Genomic DNA, 21,342 nt, shown 5'->3' on the forward strand with positions numbered 1-21,342 from the left:
CCAGCAACGGGGTGTCAGGACCACGCGCCTTCGCCGTACGCCTCTGTCGCGTTACGTCTTCGCAACATCGGCGTCCATCGCATCCCGTCCAACGTCCGTGACGACGGCCGACGCCCTTCTGAGTAGGACGGGATGGCCAAAGATATGCACCTGATTTGGTTTCTGGAAAAGCGAAATATTTTTTATTTCGGGGCTTGACATCATTTCCGAAAATCAAAAATGATTTGCCCGTCGGGTTGATATGTCGCGCCTTCGCTTGCAGATTGCTATTGCGCGCGCCTCGACGCAGTTCTCAAGGCGTAGGCAGATTGCGGGTGAATCAAGCGATCACCCGGCGTCTGCTTTACCCTGGACTACGGACGCAATTCAGGCGTGGCGTGAGGTCCGAAAAGTGCCCAACAAGAGACTCGTGCGCAGCAGCAATTGCCAGAGCATCAAATGGCGGATCGCCTGTGCAGATTTGGCGTGGCCATTGAAGAATGCACGTAGGCGGACTGAACTTACAAGGCGGTCTGCCCGTGGTATGGCAAGGAACTTGTTTCACGATCGGAACTGCGGGCGACCCTAACTGGGTACTTCCTGATTTCTATAGGAATCATTCCGGCCCCCCGATAGTTTACAGGCGTGCCGCGCCGGCCCTCGGCCGTCGATGCCCCGAGACGACGGCCTCAGCTCGCCCCCGCGCTGGAGCCGCTCCCTGGTTAGCGGCGGCCAGTCGCACGTCAGCGGCCCGGCATCTCAATCATTCATGGAGGCTCAACGCAGATAGAATTGGAAATTGACGACTAATCGGTGTTTCACAAGAGCGGCACGAGATGAACTGGACGAGGAGTCTGCTGCAGCTGAGCGTTCTTGCTCTCTTTTGGGTCTGTGTTGCGGCCCCCATATCGATCGTCATTTGGAAGCGAGATGCCGATGCGCGCGCATACGCGCGCGCGGCGGCAGCAATTTCGGCCAAGTACGATCTTGACTGTGCGCCGCCGGATAGGAAGGGGCCTTTGTGCGATTTCCCTCCCGCCGCCCCCACACGCGCTTCTCCGCTTCCGAGAGCCGCCTATCCGGCGATGATTTTCGGTCCTCCTCTCCTACTCTTCATCCTCGGTTGGATGGGTCCTTGGGCGGCGAGCGGCTTTCGCCGCTAAACCCTCGCGGCTCCGAACGATAAAATTTGCGCGCGGAACGGAATCCCAGCTACTGAATCAGCGCATAGCGCGAGCTTCTGCTATTTTTTTATCCCGATTAATCACAGTCCACATGTGGCAAGGGAAAGCCGTCGCCTCCCGGCGACGTCAGCCCTCCATCATGTCAGAGTGCCCCGTCTAAGTAGACGATGGAGGTAACTCCGATTCTCCGCTCCTGACCTACGTGCCAGTTGCAACAAAGCGAGCGAGCCCGCTTTAATCGCGATGTGTACCTCGCATCGTAATGGTGGTGGATTTCAAGTGAGGATCTGGGGCGCTCGGGGTCGTTCATCCATGCACCACGACTACAAGGTCCGCATCCTTGGCGATGACGGGGACATCATCAACCGCGTGCTCCTATCTTCCGTAAATGACGAAACCGCAAAGTATCGCGCCAGGCGGCTCGCGTATGGGCAAGCCGTAGAGCTATGGGACGGCGGGAGCCGGATCGCGATCGAAGGCCGGATGTCGCAAGCAAATGTGCGGTCGCAACGAAGCCGCATCGCCGCCGTCGACACCGTCCGCGATCTCGCTACCGCCGAGGCAATCTGGCGCAATCTTGAGAGCCCGAACCATTCCGTCGCGCCTTATCAGCGGTTCGACTTCCTCGCCGCCTGGCAGCGCCACGTCGGTGAGCGCGCGGGGCTGTCGCCGTTCCTGGTGATCGTCCGTGATGATGACAGTCGGCCGCTGGGCCTGCTACCGCTTGCCCTGCAAACAGTCCTTGGCGTGCGCTGCGCGAGCTTCATGGGCGGCGCGCATGCAACCTTCAACATGGGCCTGTGGGAGCGCGAATTCGCGGCGAGCGCCACCGAGGCCGATCTCCACGCGCTGCTGGCAATGCTCGCGGCGCACGACGAAGCCGACTTGCTGGCGCTGCGCCGGCAGCCGGCACACTGGCGCGACCTGCAAAACCCGTTGGCGCTGCTGCCGCATGAGCCCTCGACCTCTCACTGCCCGCTGCGCACCATCGAGCCCGGCGCGACAGCGGCGAGCCTGGTCAGCGATTCCCTCCGCCGCCGGCTGAGGCGCAAGGAGCGCAAGCTGCAGCGGCTTGCCGGCTACCGCTATTACATCGCGTCGATTGACGCCGACATCACCCGCCTGCTCGACTGGTTCTTCGAGGTCAAGCCGCGGCGAATGGCCGAGCAGAAGCTGCCAAATGTGTTCGCCGAACCGGGCGTAGAGCAATTCATCCGCGCCGCCTGCATGACAAAGCTGGCCGACGGCGGCCGGGTCATCGGCATACATGCGCTCGAATGCGACGAGGAAGTGATCGCGATCTTCTGCGGGCTCGCCGACGGCCAGCGCTTCTCGACGATGTTCACCACCTACACCATGTCGAGGAATGCAAGATTCAGCCCCGGCCTGATTCTCGTGCGCGACATCATCGATCATTTTGCAGCCCAGAACTATCGCGCCTTCGACCTCGGCATCGGCTCGAACGACTACAAGCTGCTGTTCTGCAGGGAGCACGAGCCGATATTCGACAGTTTCATTCCGCTTAGCATGCGCGGCCGACTGGCCGCGGACGCACTGTCCGCGGTCCGCCACGCCAAGCGGTTGGTGAAAGACAATCCGACGCTGCTCGGCGTCGCGCAGAATCTGCGCAGCATGTTCCGCCAAACGGTGGGATAGGCCAAGCTCGTTGCAGCGCGCCGGAACCAGCTAACCAAGGCCATTTGCGGTAAAGGGTTTGCTGAACTGGGTTTCGAGGAAGCTGAGGCCCCCTTCGTCTTGGGGGCACCCTGAATTCGGCCGCATCCGAATCCCGCACTATTCGACCCGCGCGCCGCTCCCGCCACGACCACCGCAACATGGCTTGGCGCGCTGACCTCATCGGGATGGTCGATGTCCAAGTTGGGTCAAAAGCTACAGGTCGTTTGCGGCCAGGTTCTGTGCGAAGTCCGCTTTGACCCGAAATCCGACCTGTTCCAACGTCTGATCCAGTGGCACATGCTTCTCGCCTTCTGTAACCAAGCCGAGGAGTATGGCCATGCAGGATCAAGTGAACGCCATCCCTGAGCCAAAGCGGGTGCCGTGGAACAAGGGAAAGCTCACCGGGGCAAAGCCACCGCTGCGACCCAAACACGTCTGGTCGATCCGGACGAAGCTCCAGATCGAAGGCCGCGCTCGCGACCTCGCCATGTTCAACCTGGCAATCGACAGCAAGCTTCGCGGCTGTGATGTCGTCGCCATCCGCGTCGAGGATGTAGCGGCAGGCGGATACACAGCGGATCGCGCGACGGTGCGGCAGAAGAAGACCGGTCGGCCCGTCAGATTTGAACTGAGCGAACAGACCCGCGAGGCGGTCGACGACTACCTGAAGGCGTCCAGCAAGCGGCCCGGCGAATTCTTGTTCGCCGGCCGTCGTGGTCCCAACCGCAGCATGACAACGCGCCAATATGCCCGGCTCGTGTCTGAGTGGATCGGAAGCGTCGGGCTGGACCGGAGGCTATTCGGGACGCATTCGCTACGCCGCACAAAAGCCACGCTGATCGATCGGCGGACAGGCAACCTGAGAGCTGTTCAGCTGTTGCTCGGGCATACCAAGATCGAAAGCACCGTCGATATCTTGGTATCGAGGTCGATGAAGCGCTGCAATAGCGGAACAGGTTGACCTCTGAATTGCTCGGGCAGAGCGGACATGCTCTGCCCGTCCTCCAGTGGCCGGTCTGTGCCCACGAACGGACCAAGTCTGACCTGCCAAGGATCGGGATCGGGTGTCGGTTCCAAGCCGATCCACTAATTCGTCAGAACGGGTGTCCTAATTACATGAAATTTGGGATGATTTTGAAACCGAATCCAAAATCACGATTTATCTTTGCAAACAAGGAAGATGGGCCATGGCCGACGACGAATTGCTAAACCGAAAGATTTTCCAGTTCACGCGAAACTAAGAAAGTCGTCAGGAACGACGGTAACACTATCGCTGAAGCGCGCGCCAAGAAAACTGCAGAAGACATTGCGGAGTGCTTGAACCGGAGGAGGACCTTCGCGAAGTAGACCGTAGGTCGGCATAACATTCCCAGCACGGATTCTGCCATCGGCGCACGTCTTCCTCCTTCCTCATGCAAAACAAAGGTCTGAAAAATGGCAAACCAACCAACGAGTGACAACTATTCCGGTAAGTTTCCGGATTCCGTGCCGTTTTTTGATTTCGCAGGGTTCATCGAAATGAGCCGAAACACGCTGACAGAAACCGTGAAGCAGAACTCGAAATTGAGCACAACCCTGCAAGCTCTCGGTAAGGAATGGACCGAATTCGTCGGAGCGCGGCTGCATGAAGAGTCCCAGTTGCTCCAGACACTTCGTGAGTGCAGAGAGTTGCCGAGTATGCAACGCGCATATCTGCAATTTTGGGAAAAAGCTCTTTCCCAGTATAGCGAGGAAGCGCAGCGCCTCATGCGAATAACTCAAGCGGCCATGCAAGAGGCCGCCCATAGTGCGCAAGAGCGCATTGAAGCCACAAACGGCGGAAACGCTCATGGCAGCGGGGCCTCTAGCAACTCTACGCCGCCGTCACCGGCGAAGAAGGTCAGTCCTTCCCCTCGTGAGAGAGCGTAGCGGACCCATCGTGGGAGAGCGTAGCAGATCGTTTCGGCGATACGCCCTGACCTCTTCAACCTGTAGCCCCGGCGATCTGAGCAGGCATGCCGAACATCGGGCGTCCTCGCGCTTTGGAGCTGCCGCACGCTCAGTCTTCCGCAGAACGTCAAAGCCCTGAGGGGCCTAAATCGTTCTGAATCAAGGTGCGGCGCTGCCACTTTACGACTGTTCGACCCGGTCTTCCAGCGACCGAGGTCCGCCTCGGGTCAATCGCGTCGGTTTGGCCGGGCCACGGCGACTTCCGGTCTACCCCGGTGAATGGACATTCTCAGGATAGGCAGGCATGTCTGGAAGGTGGACTTTATTCGATCACCTCGTCGGCGCGGGCGAGTAATGCCGGAGGAATCGTGAGACCTATTGCCTTTGCGGCCTTCAGGTTAATCACAAACTCGTATCGCGTCCCTTGGACATACGGCATCTCGCTTGGTTTGCCACCGCGAAATATCTCAGCCACCTGCGCAATAGCGACCCGAATGGCGTTCTTGTGGTCCATGGAATAAGACATCAATCCTCCGGCTTCCACCTGCTCGCGAAAAACAAACATCGTCGGGAGACCGATTTGCTGGGCGAGTTTAACGAGAAGAAAGCGATGAGCGTAGGCGATAGTAATATTTGCAATCACAAGTCCATCGGCTTGGTCCCGCTGGATGGCTTGAAAAGCGTCGCTGTATGCCTGTTCAGTGACCGGAGTGGACACGGGCGCATGCGCTAACGCAATACCGAGTCTTTGAGCTACCTCCCGCGTCTCCTTGCCGCCCGCAGCCTCCCAACCCGCTTGCGTTGAGACGAAAAGCACGTTGCGAGCCTTTGGGATGGCTTCGGCAAGCAGTTCAAGACGCTTACCCCAAAGTTCAACGCCAGCATCAACGCTAACCCCCGTAACGTTTCCGCCCGGATGCGACAGGCTGGATACCACTCCAAATCGAATCGGATCGCCAGTCATGGCAACGATGGGAATTGTGCTAGTCGCCGCTTTCAATGCGAGTGTGATCGACGTACCCAAAGCAAAGATCACGTCTGGATGCGCGTTGACGATTTTGGTTACGAGGTCGCCATATTCCCCTTTCCCGTCAGCCGAAAACCGGTCGATGATCAAATTCTGACCTTCGATATAACCAAGGCGCTGGAGTTCCTGAAGACCCGACGTGTAACCCGGGTCGCCTCCAATCCGCATGTCGGCAACCTTTAGCGCAGGGTCGGCTAGTGCGAGCCGCTTCATCTTTGCTGGCTGCTGCGCCCACCCAGCGATTGGAGACACGGCCACGCCGCCGATTAGCCCAATGAACGCGCGCCTTCTCATGCCCGCCTCCCAGGATCAGGATGCCGGGGAAGTGTATCTGTCCAAACCCGATGCTTGGAAGGTGTTGTCGGCGGTCGAAGGAAGTATATTTTGGGTGGGGTCCAATGTCTGCTTTGGGTCTCATTTGCGGACGTGAGCGTCTGCATCGGCGACTTCCGATTTGCCCCCAAAAGCAGAACGTCACGCCCTTTGCCGGGACGCCTGCTTTGCTTCCAGGATCGGCTCGAGGAGATGGCGGAGGCGTTGTCCGTTGGGGGCTAGCTTGCGCCCGAGCCAGGCCCCGGCGCAGGACTGAGCGGAGCGCCCCCTACCGAAAAGGGACCGGCAGGCTTGGGAAGCGGAGGAAGAACTGGAGGGAGAGGTGGAGGGAGTACTTTTCGCGACGCCTGGATGACCCGCGCGCGAGGATTTGGACGTGGGATGCTGGAAGTCGTCAAAGGTGAGATGCTGGAAGTCGTCAGCGGCGGCGCCTGATTCTGCAGAGAGCTCACCTGCGCCGTCAGCAAGGAGAGTTGACGGGTTATTCTTTTCAAGTCCGCCTGTTGGGCTGCGGCGCTCTGCATGAGCGACATCATCACATCGGCGTTTTGCTCCTGCGACGTCTGAATGTCCCGCAGTCCCGCCCTGACAACTGGATCCGGTACGAGGACTGGAGCCGGGTTAGGCGGAGGAGGTGCAGCGACGCGTTTGAAATTTGGTGGGGAGAAGCGGCTGAAGTCCGGCAAGGAGAACCGGTCGACGCTCGGCAAAGCGAACTGATTGAAATCCGGCAGGGAGAGGCCGCGGAAGCTCGGCAAGGAATTGGCGGTGGCGGCACCCATGATGGCCAGGGCAGCCAGGGACACCGCTAGCACCGGCGCCCGGTTTGAGGGCACCTGCGGTGGTGCCTCGGGCTGTTTGCCCCCTTGCGTTTCCCTGCCCGGTGCTTCGGCCACCTGTGTTCCCTACGTCTCAGCCCAGTCGCGAGATTCTTCCCATCACCGGTCAGCAAAAGAGCCATCGTGGTGACAAACCAGCAATGGCTCGCGCGCGCTTGCCCACCTGAATTCGGCTCAAATCATGGGCTCGTATGGTTAATGTTCAGTTATTCCAGGGACCAGCCGACGTCGGTGCCCGTCCGGGCCAGGTCGCAAGCGTTCATCGTGAACAGGCTTGTCGTCCTGCCATCGTCAGTTCGGCTTCGTGGCACCTTCTGCCGCCGCCGGTGCCGCCGGCCTTGGGCCGCCGCCGGTGATCCGCTCGATCACCGAGCGCACGGCGTCGCGGGTCTTGCGATCCTTTACCGCATCCAGCAGCGGGGCGGCGCCCGGCGAGCGTCGGATCAGGCTTTCGGGATCGGGGAATACCAGTGGATCGTCCCACGGGCCCTGCACCACGAACGGCAGGTCGAAGCCGGGCGGGGCGTTGGGGGCAGACGTCAGGCTGGCGACGCCCTTCAGATCGTATTCGCGCGCCGGCACCGAGGCGGTGCCGGTCAGCGTGAGACGCGTCGTGGGACCCTCGACGCGCACGTCTTCGGCGGTCGCGATGCCGTCGTTGAACTTCACCGCCACGTTGAGCGTATCGAACGGCGTCGAGCCGTTGCGGAAATTGCCGCTGCCGGACAGCGGCCGCCGTTCCAGCCGCTTCAACAGCTGCTCGACATTGAAGCCCGCGATCGCGCCGTCACGGCCGGTCAGGGTAGCGGTGCCGTCGAGCGAGGTGACGAGCCCGAACGGGCTGGAGCCCGAGGCCACCAGCGAGACATTGAGATTGCCGCGGCCGGAGAGCTTGTTGATACCGAACAATTCGGATGTGCAGGCGTGCAGGTCGACATCGGTGAACTGGAACTGAGCCTTGACGTCGGCGACCGCGTCCGATCGCGCGACGCCGAAGGTGCCCTTGGCGATGCCGCCATACATCTGCGCCTCGGCGACCGAGAGCGCGAGCGCGCCGCCGCGCAGATTGGCGCCGAAGGCGGTGCGGCCGAGCCTGGTCGAGCCGACCGTCACCTTGGCGGCCGACAGCCGCATGTCGAGATCGGTGGTCGACAATGAGTTCAGGTCGAACAATTGCCGATTCCAGTCGCGCGCGCCGCTCGCCAGCAGGCGAAAGGTCGAGATGTAGGGCGTGAAATCGAGGGCGCCGGCGGCCAGCGTCGCCTGCAGCGTCTGCCGGCCGTTATTGGCAAAGGTCATCACGCCTTCGGCGACGTTGCCGTCGAGTTCGACATTCACATTGGTCAGCGCAACGGAAGCGCCGACCACATTGGCGCGGGCCTTCAGCGCGAAGCGGCCGAAGCCGCCGCCGGGCGGCGACTGTCCCATCCAGCGCAACGCGTTGCGCAGCGACGGGCTGTCGATCGTCACCGTGCCTTCCATCATCAGGCTGGTGCGGTTGGCGAGCGCGCCATCGAATGCCAGTTTCAGCGGTGCGCTGACCAGCCGCGCCTTCACGCCGGAGCGATCGCCCGACAGCAGCGCGGCGAAATCGCTGGCGCTGACCGAGCCGTCGACGCGCTCGCCGCGCCAGTCGAACTGCCCGGTGGCGGCGAACGAACGCGAGATCGACGGCCAGGCCAGCGACAGGTCGATATCGCCCAGCACCTCGGAGACCTGGCTGGTGGCGTCTTCATAGTTGAGCACGCCGTCCTGGATCCGGATCTCGGAGAAAGACACCTGATTCTCGGCGCCCGGCTTCATGGCGCGCGCGATGGTCTCGACGAACGGCGTCCAGTTGCTCTCGCCATTGCCGTTCCTGACGACGCGGATATGCGGCCGCAGCATCATGACGTCGGCGATCTCGAATCGCCGCAGCAACAGCGGCAGCAAGCGCAGATTCGCCGTGAGCACGTCGACCTGCAGCGCCGGGTCGACGGTGGCGCCACCCTTCAGCCTGACATTGTGAAACGAGACATAGCTGCCGGGAAATACCGAGACGTCGATCGCACCCGAGACGACCAGATCGAGCCCGGTGACGGCGCGAATCTGCGCCTCGACCGCCTGGCGCAACGCGTCCCGGTTGAGGAACCAGGAGGTCCCGATCAGGCCGATCAAAGCCAAGCCGAGAAACGCCGCAATCGGCATCCCCAGGCGCTTCATTCCTTGGGCCATCGTCAAAGACATATCCAGGTCGGGTTGAGGTCGAGGGTTTGGTTGTCCGGGGCGGCGCGCCTAGCTTTCAGCCCTTGCCAACCCACACAACCTGAAGGGTTTTCTTGACGCTTTCAAGGCCATCCTGGCGTTGTGAACCGCGGCCGATGGTCCAAAAGCGCGCGCATTGACGCAGTGCGAAGATTTCGCCTAATAATCCTTAAGATTATGCCGGCCTTAGGCCGTTTCCTCCATCAGGTCAGATATCCATGAACAAGGTTTACCCCGACGCCAAATCGGCACTCGATGGCGTTCTCAAGGACGGCATGATGATCATGTCGGGTGGTTTCGGTCTTTGCGGTATCGCCGAGACCCTGTCGGACGCGATTCGCGAATCCGGCGTGAAAGGCCTCACCGTCATCTCCAACAATGCCGGGGTCGACGGCATCGGGCTGAGCCGGCTTCTGGAGACCCGGCAGATCAAGAAGATGATCTCGTCCTATGTCGGCGAGAACAAGCTGTTCGCCCAGCAATACCTCGCCGGCGAACTGGAACTCGAATTCAATCCGCAGGGCACGCTGGCCGAGCGCATCCGCGCCGGCGGCGCCGGTATCCCGGCCTTCTTCACCAAGACCGGCGTCGGCACCCTGATCGCCGAAGGCAAGGAAGTGAAGGAATTCGACGGCGAGAAATACATCATGGAGCGCGGCCTGTTCGCCGACCTCGCCATCGTCCACGCCTGGAAGGGCGACACCGCCGGGAACCTGGTCTACCGCAAGACCGCGCGCAATTTTAACCCGATGATGGCAACCGCTGCCAAGATCACCATCGCCGAGGTCGAGCATCTGGTGCCGGCCGGCGAGATCGACCCCGATCACATCCACACGCCCGGCATTTTCGTCAAACGCATCATCGACGTCGGCACCGGCAAGAAGCGGATCGAGTTCCGCAACACCCGTCCGCGCCCCGCGGCGTAACCAAATTACAGCGCATGATCCGGAAAAGTGGATACCGGTTTTCCGACAAGATCATGCGCCAACAATAGTGGAGAGCCCCATGGCCTGGACCCGTGAACAGATGGCCGCTCGTGCCGCCAAAGAGTTGCGCGACGGTTATTACGTCAATCTCGGCATCGGCATTCCGACGCTGGTCTCGAACTACATCCCCGACGGCATCGACGTCAGCCTGCAGAGCGAGAACGGCATGCTCGGCATGGGCCCGTTCCCCTATGAGGGCGAGGAAGACGCCGATCTCATCAACGCCGGCAAGCAAACGGTCAGCGAACTGCCGTCGACCAGCTATTTCTCGTCAGCCGAATCCTTCGGTATGGTGCGTGGCGGGCATATCGATCTGTCGATCCTCGGTGCAATGCAGGTGGCGCAGAACGGCGACCTCGCCAACTGGATGATCCCCGGCAAGATGGTCAAGGGCATGGGCGGCGCGATGGACCTCGTCGCCGGCGTCAAGCGCGTCGTCGTCGTGATGGAGCATTCCGCCAAGGACGGCCCGAAACTCCTGAAGACCTGCAATTTGCCGCTGACCGGCGAGAAGGTCGTCGACATGGTGGTGACGGATCTGGCTGTCTTCACCATCGACAAGCACGGCAAGGACGGCATGGCGCTGATCGAGCTCGCCGACGGCGTCACGCTGGACGAGGTGAAGGCGAAGACCGAAGCCGAGTTCCGCGTCGCGCTGAAGAACGCGTAGGCGCGACAAGATTCTATGGTCGTCCCGGCCTTGCGCCGGGACCCATACGCCGCGGCCTCTCGTTAGAGCGCTGTAGGAGAGACCTTCTTCAAGCAATGGACGACCGGGGTTATGGGTCCCGGCTCAAGGCCGGGACGACGGAAGCCTTTGCCACCTAGGCCGGCCCTGACGGTACGTCGGAAAACGCGTCAGCCATGCCACCGGGCCGATACCACTATCGCGTCAGCCCGCACGCCTGACGGATGGCGATCTGAACCGGCGAGGGCGGCAACGCCGGGTCAAACTCACCCTTCGGCAGCAGCGGTGGTTGTGCCATGAAACGCGGCCGCTCCCCTCGGTGAGGTTGCGCGGCATGAACCAGGAACGGGTGGCACAGATAGACGGTGCCCGCCGGTTGCCAGCTCAACCTCGCAATTTTCCGTTGAAGCGTAACCATTGGCGGAGAGCTGCCGGAGCGTCGCTCCGGCGTCGCCATACGGCAGCAACTCCCGTGCAATGGTGGAATGCGACCCTTTCCGTATCCTTGTCGGCGCATCGTCGTGGCCGACATCGGAGAACAGGAAGAGCATCAGCAATGCGCGGCCACGGCTCTTCACATTGACACGCCACTCCATGAAATCAGGAGTGTCGTCGCCGAAACTCACGTCCACGTGCCAGCCATCGTCACCAGGGGATTTTGGCGAAGGAAAGCGGATCGGAAAGGTCCCGAGGCCTTGGGGCGCAAGCCAGCGGCGATCACTGACAAGTTGATCATAGGCTTTGTGCAGAAGTGGCGTGTTGGCGGCTTCAATGAATGGCGGTGAAGCCTTGGACGCCACCCGAATAACCGGATGAATCCATTTATCGGGTTCGTCTGGCGGAAGGGCAATATCCGCCCACAGCTCGTCCCTGCATTGTTTTGCAAGCTGGGTGGTGACGGCGTTTTCAATTTTGACAAAGCCGTCATTGATGAAGTTCTCGACCTGATGAGAGGTCAAGCCGATATACTCGGTTTTGGGCATACACATTCTCCGTTCGGCCGTCGCGTCAGCGCAGCCGTCTTGATCTGATTGGCGCCAATGCGCCGGAACGACTTGGGGTCGCTCAGATCAGCGGGAAGAATGTGGACATGAACATCATGATGGGGACGTATACCGAAGCGGAGGGCGGAATTAAGACGGCCAGGATGAGTCCCGTGGAGCAGGATTCGCAGCTAGGCCGGCCCTGACGGCACGTCGGAAAACCGCGTCAGCCACGCCACCGGGCCGATGCTGGCGGCGACGATCAGCAACGCTGCGAGCGCGCCATCCTCAAAACTGCCGCGGCTGGCGAACTGGTAGATCGAGGTCGCCAGCGTATCGACGTTGAGCGGGCGCAGCAGCAGCGTCGCCGGCAATTCCTTCAGACAGTCCACGAACACGATGATGACGGCGCCCAGCATCGCCGGCCGCAACAGCGGCAGATGGATCAGCCGCATCGTGGTGGCTTGCCCTGCGCCGGCGGCGCGCGCGCTGTCGTCGTAGTCGTGCGGGATTCGCTCGAAGCCTGCCTTGATCAGTCCGGTCGGCACCGCCAGGAAGCGGATCACATAGGCGATCACAACGGCTGCTCCCGACCCGACCAGGATCAGCCCCGGCAATGAACGTCCGAGCCATCCGCTGAGCGCGCTCAGGCCATTGTCGATCGCGAGCACCGGGGTCAGCAAGCCCAGTGCGAGAACCAGGCCGGGCAGGGCGTAGCCGGTCTGCGAGATGTTCATCGCAACAAGGCGCACCGGATCCGGGCGCCAGCGCCAGGCCAGGATGGTGGCAAAGCCGAGCCCGAGCGCGATCAGCGTCGCCAGGGTTGCGAACGCCACCGAATTGAAGGCATCGCGCCCCAGCGTCATGTCGAAATTGGTCAAGAGCCCGCGCTTAAAACTCTGCTGCAGCAGAAACAGCACCGGCACGATGAAACCGAGCAGCACTGGCGTGAGGCAGGCGGCAAACGTCCACCAGCCCCGGCTGCCGTGCAATCGCGTGCGCGGCGTCAGCCGCGGGCTCTCGGCGGAAAACCCGGTCGCGACGTTGCGGCGGCCATAACGTTCGATCGCGATCAGGCCAGCCACGATCGCCAGCATGAAGCAGGACAATTGCGCCGCGCCGGCGAGGCTGCCGCGGTTGAGCCAGGTCGTGAAGATCGACACGGTGAGCGTACGGACGCCGAGATATTCGCTGGCGCCGATGTCGTTCAACGTTTCCAGCGACACCAGCGCCACGCCGACCGCGAGCGCCGGCCGTGCCATCGGCAGCGAGACGCGGAAGAATATCTGCAGGCGGCTGGCGCCGAGCGTTCGCGCGGCCTCGGCGAATTCGGCGCTCTGGAACTGAAACATCGTCCGCGCCGAGAGATAGACGTAAGGGTAGAGCACGAGGCCGATGACGATGATCGCGCCCGGCATCGAACGCAGATTGGGCAGGACGGCCACCGTGTCGCGCAGCGGAAACCAGATCGCCAGCGTGCGATGAACGAGGCCGAGCGGCTCGAACAGGTCGGCATAGACGTAGGCGGCGATGTAGGTCGGAATCGCCAGCGGCAACGGCATCAGCCACAGCAACAGCGCGCGGCCGGGAAAGTCATGCAGCGAGATCAGCCATGCGGTGCCGGCGCCGATCACAAGCGCCAGCGCGCCGACGCCGAACAGCAACAGCGCGGTATCGAGCATCGCCCGTGGCAACACATAGGCGATCAGATCCCGCCACAGATCGGGCGCGGGGTTCATCGCCAGCGCGATGACCGCGATCACGGGCGCGGCGACCATGATCGCGGTCATGACAGCGATTGCCGCCGAGATCCGTCCGGCGTGCGCGGAGGGGTTCACGGGAGGTCACATGTGAATGGGGGAAGTCGGTGTCCGTGGCTTACCCCTCTCCCTAGCCCTCCCCCGCAAGGGGGGAGGGAACAGGGCGGAGCAAGTCCTGGCAGCACGGCATAATCAATCGTCAAAACATCAATTATCAAAGCCGACCTTGTCTACCAGCGTCGCGGCCGCCTTGCGGTTGGCGGCGACCTTGGCGATCGGCAGGGAATCGGCGTTGAGCTTGCCATAGCCCGCAATGGTCGGGTTGATGGCGACGCCGGCGCGCACCGGATATTCGTAGTTCTGGTCGGCATACATCTGCTGCGCCTTTTCACCGGCGAGCCATTCGATCAGCTTGACGCCATTGGCCTTGTTCGGCGCGTGCTTGGCCAGCAGCACGCCGGACAGATTGACGTGGGTGCCGCCGCCCGCAAACGTCGGCAGGATCACCTTGGTGGCTTCCGCCCACGGCTTCTTTTCGGGATCATTGTTCATCATCAGCGCCCAGTAATAGGTGTTGCCGATGCCGATGTCACACTTGCCGGCGGCGACGTCGCGTGCGGCCTCGCGATCTCCGCCCGAGGGCTTTTGCGCCAGATTAGCCTTGACGCCGCGCAGCCATTCCTCGGCTTTGGCCTCGCCGTATTTCGCGGTGTAGGCCGCGAACAGTCCGTTGTTATAGATGTGCTGGCCGGAGCGGATGCAGATCTTGCCCTTCCACTTGGGATCGGCGAGCTCTTCATAGGTGATGGCGTCCTGCTTGACGCGATCCTTCGAGGCGTAGATCACGCGCGCGCGCATCGAAATGCCGGCCCAGTGTCCGTCGGGGTCGCGGTATTGCGCCGGCACGACCTTGTCGAGCGCCTCCGACTTGATCGGCTGGGTCACGTCGGCCTTCACGGCCTCGTCCATGCGGCCGATATCGACCGTCAGCAGCACGTCGGCCGGGCTGTTGGCGCCCTCGGCCTTCATGCGCTGCTCGAGCCCCGAACTGGCCGAGACGATGTTGACCTTGACGCCGGTGTCCTTGGTAAAGGCATCGAAGAGCGGCTGGATCAGCTTGGTTTCGCGATAGGTATAGACGTTGACTTCGCCGTTATCGGCGGAAGCCGTGGTGATGGCGGACGTGGCCAGACCAAGCAACGCCGCAGATGCGGCGAAGACGCGAAATTTAATCATGATGGCTGCTCCGGCAGGCACGAGGATGATGCCGGTTTCACTAGCCCAGCGGATACCGCGCACGAAGCGCCGCGATGTCGCGACTGCATTCTTTTAGAGCGATTCCAGATTATAGTTTAGAAGCATTCCAAAATATCTGTTCGACCTTGGCACGCTCCGTGCCTAATCTCGGCCTTAGCGGAGATGGGCCGATGCGCGACATTCTCGAATATTGCATTGGCGGTACGAGGCGGAGCGTCGCCGCCGGCACCGAAGTTCTTCACGAGGGCGCCCGCACCGGGCATCTATATGTGCTGATCGAGGGACGGCTCGAGGTCATCAAGGGCGACACCATCGTTGCCACCATTGCCGAGCCAGGCGCGGTGCTCGGTGAAATGTCGGTGCTGCTCGACACGCCGCATACCGCCACCGTGCGTGCGGCGCAGGATTCGGCGATCTACGAGATCGACGATGCCGCGTCCTTCCTGCGGCAGCAGCCGGCGGTGTCGCTGATGATCGCGAGGATGCTGGCGCAGCGGCTCAACGTCGCCAACACTTATCTCGCCGATCTCAAGCGGCAATATGCCGGCCACGGCAACCACCTCGCGATGGTCGGAGACCTCCTGCAGAGCATGATCAACCTTCCGCCGACACAGGTTTCACCAGGCTCGGATCGGCAATCTGATCCAAGGATATGAGCCAGGGCGGCGCGGTTTGAATCGTTGCCGCCGGCCGCTGCAACGGCGCCTTGAGGTCGATCGATTGCGCGTGGTCCGCCGAAAGCCAGAACGCGGTCGCCTCGTCGAGATCGAGCACGATGTAGGTGGGCGGCCGGCCAGGCTGCAATCCGGTATTGAATACCCAGGTATCGCCGAGCCGGTCGAACCATGAGCCCTCGGAAATGAAGGGCGACTGGTGGACATGGCCCGAGATCACCATCGAGGGCTGGTGGCGCGCGATCCACTGCACGAGATCGACATCGCCGAAATACCGCTTGCCGCCCCAGCTGGTTGGCGAATTCGCAGGCGGCGCGTGATGCACCCAGATCCAGTGCGGCAGCCGCTCCATTGAGGCCTCCTGCAACTGCGTTTCGAGGCGCTGCTTGACCAAGGGACCGTCCCACCACGGACAGACCGTGAAGAGCGTGTCGCCGATGGTCAGGCTGTCGCCGTCGCAGGCGATGCCGAGTTCGCGGACCTCGCCGATCCAGCGCGAGATTTTTTCGCCCTCGGCGCTATGGTCGTCGAGGTCATGATTGCCCGAGCAAAGGATCACGCGGGTGATGCGTGAAAGCACCGAGAGGTACTTCTTCACGACGACGATCTGGGCACGGAAATCGACCATCGAGCCGATATCGAGCGCGTCGCCGGCAAAGATCACGAGATCGAACTGGGGTGCAGCGCTGAGCAGCCAGTCGAACTGCGGCAATGAATAATGCAGGTCCGCGACAACGAGACAGCGCATAGTCGGCCAATCCAGTTGCCTGACAAATAGGCGATCCGGGTTCGGATGCATTCAGGCAGCTGGATTCGAGCAAAAATTGTGCCGTACCGCGGCGATCCGGGAGCGGCAGATACCCGCGCCTTCTCAGCGCGTGATATCGAAATTCACCGCGGCCGTGCTGCCGCCGCTGACGACAACGGCCACACGTTCGCCGTCGGCCGGCCGATAGGCGCCTGACAGGATCGCCGAAAAGGCGGCGGCGCCGCCCGGCTCCGCCACGATGCGCAAGGCGCGCCACAGCGTCTGCTGCGCTTCGGCGATCGCGTCGTCGGTCACCAGCACGGTGCGCGGCGCGTATTTCTGCACGATCGGGAATACACGCTCGCCGACGCGGCGCGGCGCCAGCGAATCCGCCGCCAGCCCGCCGGCCTCCGCATCGACGGGACGTCCGGCCTCCAAAGCCCTGGTCAGCGTCGGCGACGCAAACGGCTCGACGCCGATCACCTTGATGCGGCCGGCGTACCAGGCCGCTATCCCTGCAACCAGCCCGCCGCCGCCAACCGCAACGAGGACCGTGTCGATGTTGGGAAGCTGTTCGTCGAGCTCCAGGCCGATCGTTCCCTGGCCCATGATGGTTTCGTTCTGGTCGAATGCGTGAACCGGCAGCGCGCCGGTTTGCTGCGCCCATGCTTCGCTTCCGGCGAGCGCATCCGCATAGCCATCGCCCTCAATGGTGAGATCGGCGCCGTACTCGCGGATGCGCGCGATCTTGGCCGGAGAAGACACGCTGGGAACGAAAATCTTGGCCGGTTTGCCGAGCCTCATCGCCGCATAGGCGACCGCAGCGCCGTGATTGCCGCCCGATGCTGCGACGACGCCGGCTTTGGGGATATCTCGGGTCAACAGATTGGTGAAGGCGCCGCGGGCCTTGAACGCTCCCGAGTGCTGCAGCAGTTCGAGCTTGAGGCAGATTGCGCCGGCGGACAGCCCGAACTCGCTGCCATCGGTCTCGATCACGGGCGTGCGCCTGATATAGGGCCGGATGATCTTCTCGCACGCTGCGATGGCTTGCGGCGTTACGGCTTCACCAGGTCCATCCATGGCAGTCTCCCGCAGCTTGCAGCCTACAGTGTGACGAAGCCCGCATCGCGAAACTAAAAACCTGTTCTCGCAAAAATCTGACGGCTGCGCTCAGGCCTTCGCGGTCGCGTGCGAGAACACCACCTCGATCAGCGTGCCCGAGCGCGCGCCGGTCTTGATCTGGAATCGGGCGCGGTTGGCTTCGACCAGCGCCTTGGTCAGCGACAGGCTGACGCCGGCGCCGTCGGAGGCCTGATCGGATGGTGCCGGGGTGCGGAACGGCTCCAGGGCGGCGGCGACTTCGTTGTCGTTGAGGCCGTGGCCGGTATCGCGGACCCGCAGCATCACCTCGCCGAAATCGGACAACGCCGTGGAGACGATGACCTGGCCGCCGGCATTGGCGAGATGAATCGAATTGCCGATCAGGTTGAGCGTGATCTGGCGCAACGCGCGCGCGTCGGCGATCACCGGCGGCAGCGTGTGCGCCAGCGAGGTGCGGATGATGATGCGTTCGCGGTTGGCGTGCGGCTGCATCACGGCGACGCAACTCTCGACCAGTTCGTTGAGATTCTGGTTGGTGAACGACAGGTCGAGCTTGCCGGTCTCGATCCGCGATAGATCGAGCAGGTCGTTGATGATGGAGATCACCCGCTCGCCGGAAGCGCGGATGTCCTTCATGTATTCGACATAGCGCTCATTGCCGAGTGTACCGAAACGTTCGCCGATCATCACTTCGGAGAAACCGATGATGGCGTTGAGCGGCGTGCGCACCTCATGGCTGATGCGGGCCAGCACGTCCGCCTTGGCGTTGGCGGCGCGCTCGGCCAGCCGGCGCGCTTCCCGCAACTCGTTCTCACTTTGCTTGGCCTGCGACAGGTCGCGGAACACCGCGAAGAAATTCGGACCGTCGGCCTTTGTCCGTCCCATGGTCATCGACAGCGGAATGAAGCCGCCCTTGCTCTCGCGCCCGAGCGTCTCGCGGCCGTGCTCGAGCAGGCTGGCGACACCTTCGGATTTGATGCTGGCGAGATAGTCGAACACCTCGTGCTGGCTTTCCGGCGCGAACAGATCCGCCAGATTGCGCTGCGCCAGGTCCTCACCGTCATAGCCGAACAGCGCTTCGGCGCTGCGATTGACTGAGCTGATGTTGCCCTCGGCGTCGAACATCACGATGCCTTCGGCCGTGGTGTCGAGGATGGCGCCGAGTTCTTCGGCATCGGCGTGGCCCGCCGGCAACGGTTCGGGTGCCGGCGGTTCGGCAACCGGCACAGCTTCCGCGATCGCAGCGGCGACGGCCGCCGCTTCGCCGCGCGCGCCCGAGAAGATCAAAGCGAGCGCGGAATCGCCGTCCCATGAAATCGTGTAGAGGCGCGCGTCGGTCGCCGCCGGTGGCGTCGATGCGCGCCCTTCCGGGTCTTCTTCCGAGCCTTGTTCCGCAGCTTGCGGCTGGCTCGCGGAGATCATCACCGGCGTGCCGGTGTCCGACGTCGAGGGCGCGTTGGAGACGCCGGGCTCGACATAGAGCGCGTCGAGGCCGCCGGCATCTTCCAGCGCATGCAGGCTCGGATAGCCCATCTGCGTGAGGAAGGCGGGATTGGCGTAGAGCAGCCGGTCAAGCCGGTAGATCAGAATGCCGACCGGCAGCAAGTCGAGCAGCGCCTTGTCGCGCCTGCTTTCGCCGCGCGCCGGCGGCTCGGAGGGGGCCAGCCATTCCGGCTGCACCGGGGCATCGCTCGCGGCTTCCTGTGAAACTGCCGCATACGCGTCCGTCGATGCGGCGTTCTCGACCACGGTTTCATCGAGGCCGGTGACGGCCTGTGTCGCCTCATTGCCGTTCTCGCTCTCGAGCCGCGCCGACAATTGCCGCGCGAGTTCGTTGAAGGCGCTGTTTTCGACCGGCGTCAGCGATGGCGGCTTGGTGTCGCCGGGGGGGCGGAACGGCAGAACGTTCTTCGGCGTTTCCGCCTGCATTTCTGCCAGAGTATCCTTTGGGGTATCCACGGCGGCATCCAGATCGGTTGGGTGTGAAATCTCGGAAGCAATCGGCTCGGGCAATTCCGTAACGGGAGGCGACGCGACGCTGGTCTCGATGACAAATTCCTCGGGCGGGTCTTCTGCCGCGGTCGGCTGCGCGGTCACGTTCTCGCTGACGTTTTCTTGCCGCAACGCTTCTTGAGGCGCGCCCTCCGCGGACAGGTCCTGCGCGGGCAACTCGGGGCCGACCGAATCCGACGCTGGGCCCGCCTGGACGATATCAGCCGAGCGCGGTTCCGGCGCGATCGGCGCGGGTGCTCCACCGAAGAATTCGTAGCGGCGCAAGGCGGCCAGCCGCGCCAGGCCGTCGAGATCGCGGCAAACGCCGAAGCCGCGAAAGCCGGCAAAATGCCGTGCGCGATCGAAGATCGGCAGGCCCGACAATTCGACCGGCAGCCGCGCGCCGCCATCGACCGGCCAGTTCAGCGTGACGCCGCTCCAGGTCTGGCGCGTGGCAAACGCCTTCATCACGCGGCCTTCGGGATCGAGCCCGAAGGCTTCCGCGATCTCGCTCCACAACCGGCCGAAGCCGGCGGTGGTGTGGGGGCCGATCAGCCGGGTGAATTCATCGGCGCCGAGCGTGAAGCGGCCTTCCTGGTCCACCTGCCACATGAAGCGCAACGGAAGCCGCCGGGCATGCGGCGACGGCTCGTCGAACCAGGACGGTGCCTTGACGGGTGCGGCGGCGATCGGCGCTGTCAGTTTTTCGGCGGATGATGCAGGTGCCGCGGCGTCAGCGGGCGAGGGGTCGGCCTCGTCAGCGACCGCTTCGACGTCAGGCGATGGTTCAGGTGGCAACGCGGTGGATGGTTCGCTGCTGGACGGCGCCGCCGCGGCGACCGGCTCGGTTTCGGGTTCTTCTTCCGGCGCCTCTGCGAGCGCGTCGAACAGCGCCAAGGCGGCCGGCGCTTCGCCCATGGGGGCGGGCTGCGGCGGTTCGGGTGCGGGATCGTTCGCGACAACGCCCGCCACCGGCGGCTCGGGTGGTTCAGGCAATTCTTGTTGCGGCTGCTCTTCTTGTGGCTGCGCCGCCGCGACGGGCTCTGGTGCTGCGGCGTGCACGGCATCCGGCACGATCAGCGCGACGAGGCCGATGTCGGCGCCAGCGCCAACCCGTTGCAGCACCATGCGGCCGATGTCGATCGCGGTTGCGACGGCGCTCTGCTTCAGCGCGTCCTGGCGCGCATCGTCGAGGCCGGCCTCGACCAGATTGTGAAAGCCGAGCAGGGGACGCGCCGTATCGCTGGTGCCGATCAGGATGCCGTCACGGGTAAACGCCGCGACTGGCATCGCGAGACCCTCGACCAGCCGCTGCAGCCGTTCCGTCAGCGGCATGGCGCGGCCTGAGATGTTGCCGGCGGCAATCAAAATACCGTGGCTGCCATCGGGCAGATCGAGCCGCGAACAGCCGCAGGTCGCGAGCATGCCGGGCGTCGCGCCAAAACCTTGCAGCCGCTCCAGCCGGACCGCGCCGCCCGCAAGCAGGCGGCCGGCGAGCCGCGCGATCTGCCGCCGATGCGGATCGGCCGGTCCGAAAATTTTTCCCGCCAGCGCCGTGCTGTTGGCCGTGCCGAACAAGCGTGCGCCGGCCGGATTGGCCCACAGAACCCGCGTGCCGTCGCTCGACCACAGCCATGCGGCCAGGGCGCTCGTCGCGTGCACCGCCAGCCGCGGATCGCCGAGCGCTAGCATCTGGAGTTCGGCATTATTCATCAGCGCGACATGACCGTGGATGTGAGCCTTCTGCTCGAAGATGATTTTTGCGAATCGGCGCCCAAGCGCTGACTGCCCTGCAGGATCGCAAGTGGATCGCCAGTATCGCAAGCGCGGCGCGGCAGGTCCACGGCCGGGCGGACCCAAGCGGTATTCTAAGCCGCGATAACCTTAATCCGGCTGAACGAACCGGCCTCTGCGGCGTTGAGCTTGTTGCAAAAGACCGCC

13 protein-coding genes and 1 pseudogene are annotated in these 21,342 nt (G+C 62.9%); 6 read left to right on the forward strand and 8 right to left on the reverse strand.

Annotated features, from left to right (window positions below; translation table 11 throughout):
• Nucleotides 1-1,646 precede the first annotated feature (1,646 nt).
• From JQ567_RS29475 to JQ567_RS29485, 3 genes are all read left to right on the forward strand, one after another.
• Entirely contained in the window at nt 1,647-2,819 is a 1,173-nt protein-coding gene (locus JQ567_RS29475; RefSeq protein WP_212442122.1) for a GNAT family N-acetyltransferase, read from the forward strand.
• A 358-nt stretch (nt 2,820-3,177) separates the two neighbouring features.
• On the forward strand, nt 3,178-3,801 hold the full coding sequence (locus JQ567_RS29480) for a tyrosine-type recombinase/integrase (RefSeq protein ID WP_312017489.1): 624 nt from the start codon (nt 3,178-3,180) through the stop codon (nt 3,799-3,801).
• Nucleotides 3,802-4,274: 473 nt separating this feature from the next.
• Nucleotides 4,275-4,748, forward strand: coding sequence for a phasin family protein (locus tag JQ567_RS29485; RefSeq protein WP_212442079.1), 474 nt, complete (start codon nt 4,275-4,277; stop codon nt 4,746-4,748).
• Between the two features lie 343 nt (nt 4,749-5,091).
• Here the strand turns inward: JQ567_RS29485 and JQ567_RS29490 are convergent, their stop codons facing one another.
• Complete coding sequence (locus JQ567_RS29490) at nt 5,092-6,090, reverse strand: ABC transporter substrate-binding protein (RefSeq protein WP_212442080.1); 999 nt, start codon at nt 6,088-6,090, stop codon at nt 5,092-5,094.
• A 1,169-nt stretch (nt 6,091-7,259) separates the two neighbouring features.
• A complete protein-coding gene (locus JQ567_RS29495) occupies nt 7,260-9,182 on the reverse strand; it encodes an AsmA family protein (RefSeq protein ID WP_212442081.1) in 1,923 nt (640 codons plus the stop codon).
• Nucleotides 9,183-9,430: 248 nt separating this feature from the next.
• Between JQ567_RS29495 and JQ567_RS29500 the strand changes: the two genes are divergently transcribed.
• Both JQ567_RS29500 and JQ567_RS29505 read left to right on the forward strand, forming a co-directional pair.
• A complete protein-coding gene (locus JQ567_RS29500; protein ID WP_212207671.1) occupies nt 9,431-10,138 on the forward strand; it encodes a CoA transferase subunit A in 708 nt (235 codons plus the stop codon).
• Nucleotides 10,139-10,217: 79 nt separating this feature from the next.
• Nucleotides 10,218-10,868 carry a 3-oxoacid CoA-transferase subunit B gene (locus tag JQ567_RS29505; RefSeq protein ID WP_212032632.1) on the forward strand — a complete coding sequence of 217 codons (651 nt, stop codon included), beginning with the start codon at nt 10,218-10,220 and terminating at the stop codon, nt 10,866-10,868.
• A gap of 214 nt (nt 10,869-11,082) precedes the next feature.
• On the opposite strand, the pseudogene JQ567_RS29510 reads toward JQ567_RS29505, so the two are convergent.
• The 3 genes and pseudogenes from JQ567_RS29510 to JQ567_RS29520 form a co-directional block, all read right to left on the reverse strand.
• Nucleotides 11,083-11,869: pseudogene (locus JQ567_RS29510) on the reverse strand (phytanoyl-CoA dioxygenase family protein).
• Nucleotides 11,870-12,060: 191 nt separating this feature from the next.
• Nucleotides 12,061-13,659, reverse strand: a complete 1,599-nt coding sequence (locus JQ567_RS29515) for an iron ABC transporter permease (RefSeq protein WP_212442123.1) — start codon at nt 13,657-13,659, stop codon at nt 12,061-12,063.
• A gap of 177 nt (nt 13,660-13,836) precedes the next feature.
• A complete protein-coding gene (locus JQ567_RS29520) occupies nt 13,837-14,865 on the reverse strand; it encodes a Fe(3+) ABC transporter substrate-binding protein (RefSeq protein ID WP_212442082.1) in 1,029 nt (342 codons plus the stop codon).
• A 191-nt stretch (nt 14,866-15,056) separates the two neighbouring features.
• Between JQ567_RS29520 and JQ567_RS29525 the strand changes: the two genes are divergently transcribed.
• Nucleotides 15,057-15,542 (forward strand): Crp/Fnr family transcriptional regulator, encoded by a 486-nt coding sequence (locus JQ567_RS29525; RefSeq protein ID WP_192736758.1) that lies wholly within the window; start codon nt 15,057-15,059, stop codon nt 15,540-15,542.
• Here the strand turns inward: JQ567_RS29525 and JQ567_RS29530 are convergent.
• The 3 genes from JQ567_RS29530 to JQ567_RS29540 form a co-directional block, all read right to left on the reverse strand.
• Nucleotides 15,481-16,308: a metallophosphoesterase gene (locus JQ567_RS29530; protein WP_212442083.1), complete on the reverse strand. Its 828-nt coding sequence runs from the start codon at nt 16,306-16,308 to the stop codon at nt 15,481-15,483. The genes JQ567_RS29525 and JQ567_RS29530 overlap by 62 nt on opposite strands.
• A gap of 123 nt (nt 16,309-16,431) precedes the next feature.
• Nucleotides 16,432-17,388 (reverse strand): threonine/serine dehydratase, encoded by a 957-nt coding sequence (locus tag JQ567_RS29535; protein ID WP_212442084.1) that lies wholly within the window; start codon nt 17,386-17,388, stop codon nt 16,432-16,434.
• A gap of 90 nt (nt 17,389-17,478) precedes the next feature.
• A complete protein-coding gene (locus JQ567_RS29540; protein ID WP_212442085.1) occupies nt 17,479-21,114 on the reverse strand; it encodes a PAS domain-containing protein in 3,636 nt (1,211 codons plus the stop codon).
• Nucleotides 21,115-21,342: the final 228 nt, after the last annotated feature.

The sequence above is a fragment of the Bradyrhizobium sp. AUGA SZCCT0431 genome (assembly GCF_018131065.1).
GTDB lineage: Bacteria > Pseudomonadota > Alphaproteobacteria > Rhizobiales > Xanthobacteraceae > Bradyrhizobium.

Coding starts and splice junctions, on each gene's coding strand:
- JQ567_RS29475 (WP_212442122.1), top strand. CDS start 1,647: ATGTCGCAAGCAAATGTGCGGTCGCAACGAAGCCGCATCGCCGCCGTC.
- JQ567_RS29480 (WP_312017489.1), top strand. CDS start 3,178: ATGCAGGATCAAGTGAACGCCATCCCTGAGCCAAAGCGGGTGCCGTGG.
- JQ567_RS29485 (WP_212442079.1), top strand. CDS start 4,275: ATGGCAAACCAACCAACGAGTGACAACTATTCCGGTAAGTTTCCGGAT.
- JQ567_RS29490 (WP_212442080.1), bottom strand. CDS start 6,090: ATGAGAAGGCGCGCGTTCATTGGGCTAATCGGCGGCGTGGCCGTGTCT.
- JQ567_RS29495 (WP_212442081.1), bottom strand. CDS start 9,182: ATGGCCCAAGGAATGAAGCGCCTGGGGATGCCGATTGCGGCGTTTCTC.
- JQ567_RS29500 (WP_212207671.1), top strand. CDS start 9,431: ATGAACAAGGTTTACCCCGACGCCAAATCGGCACTCGATGGCGTTCTC.
- JQ567_RS29505 (WP_212032632.1), top strand. CDS start 10,218: ATGGCCTGGACCCGTGAACAGATGGCCGCTCGTGCCGCCAAAGAGTTG.
- JQ567_RS29515 (WP_212442123.1), bottom strand. CDS start 13,659: ATGACCGCGATCATGGTCGCCGCGCCCGTGATCGCGGTCATCGCGCTG.
- JQ567_RS29520 (WP_212442082.1), bottom strand. CDS start 14,865: ATGATTAAATTTCGCGTCTTCGCCGCATCTGCGGCGTTGCTTGGTCTG.
- JQ567_RS29525 (WP_192736758.1), top strand. CDS start 15,057: ATGCGCGACATTCTCGAATATTGCATTGGCGGTACGAGGCGGAGCGTC.
- JQ567_RS29530 (WP_212442083.1), bottom strand. CDS start 16,308: ATGCGCTGTCTCGTTGTCGCGGACCTGCATTATTCATTGCCGCAGTTC.
- JQ567_RS29535 (WP_212442084.1), bottom strand. CDS start 17,388: ATGGATGGACCTGGTGAAGCCGTAACGCCGCAAGCCATCGCAGCGTGC.
- JQ567_RS29540 (WP_212442085.1), bottom strand. CDS start 21,114: ATGAATAATGCCGAACTCCAGATGCTAGCGCTCGGCGATCCGCGGCTG.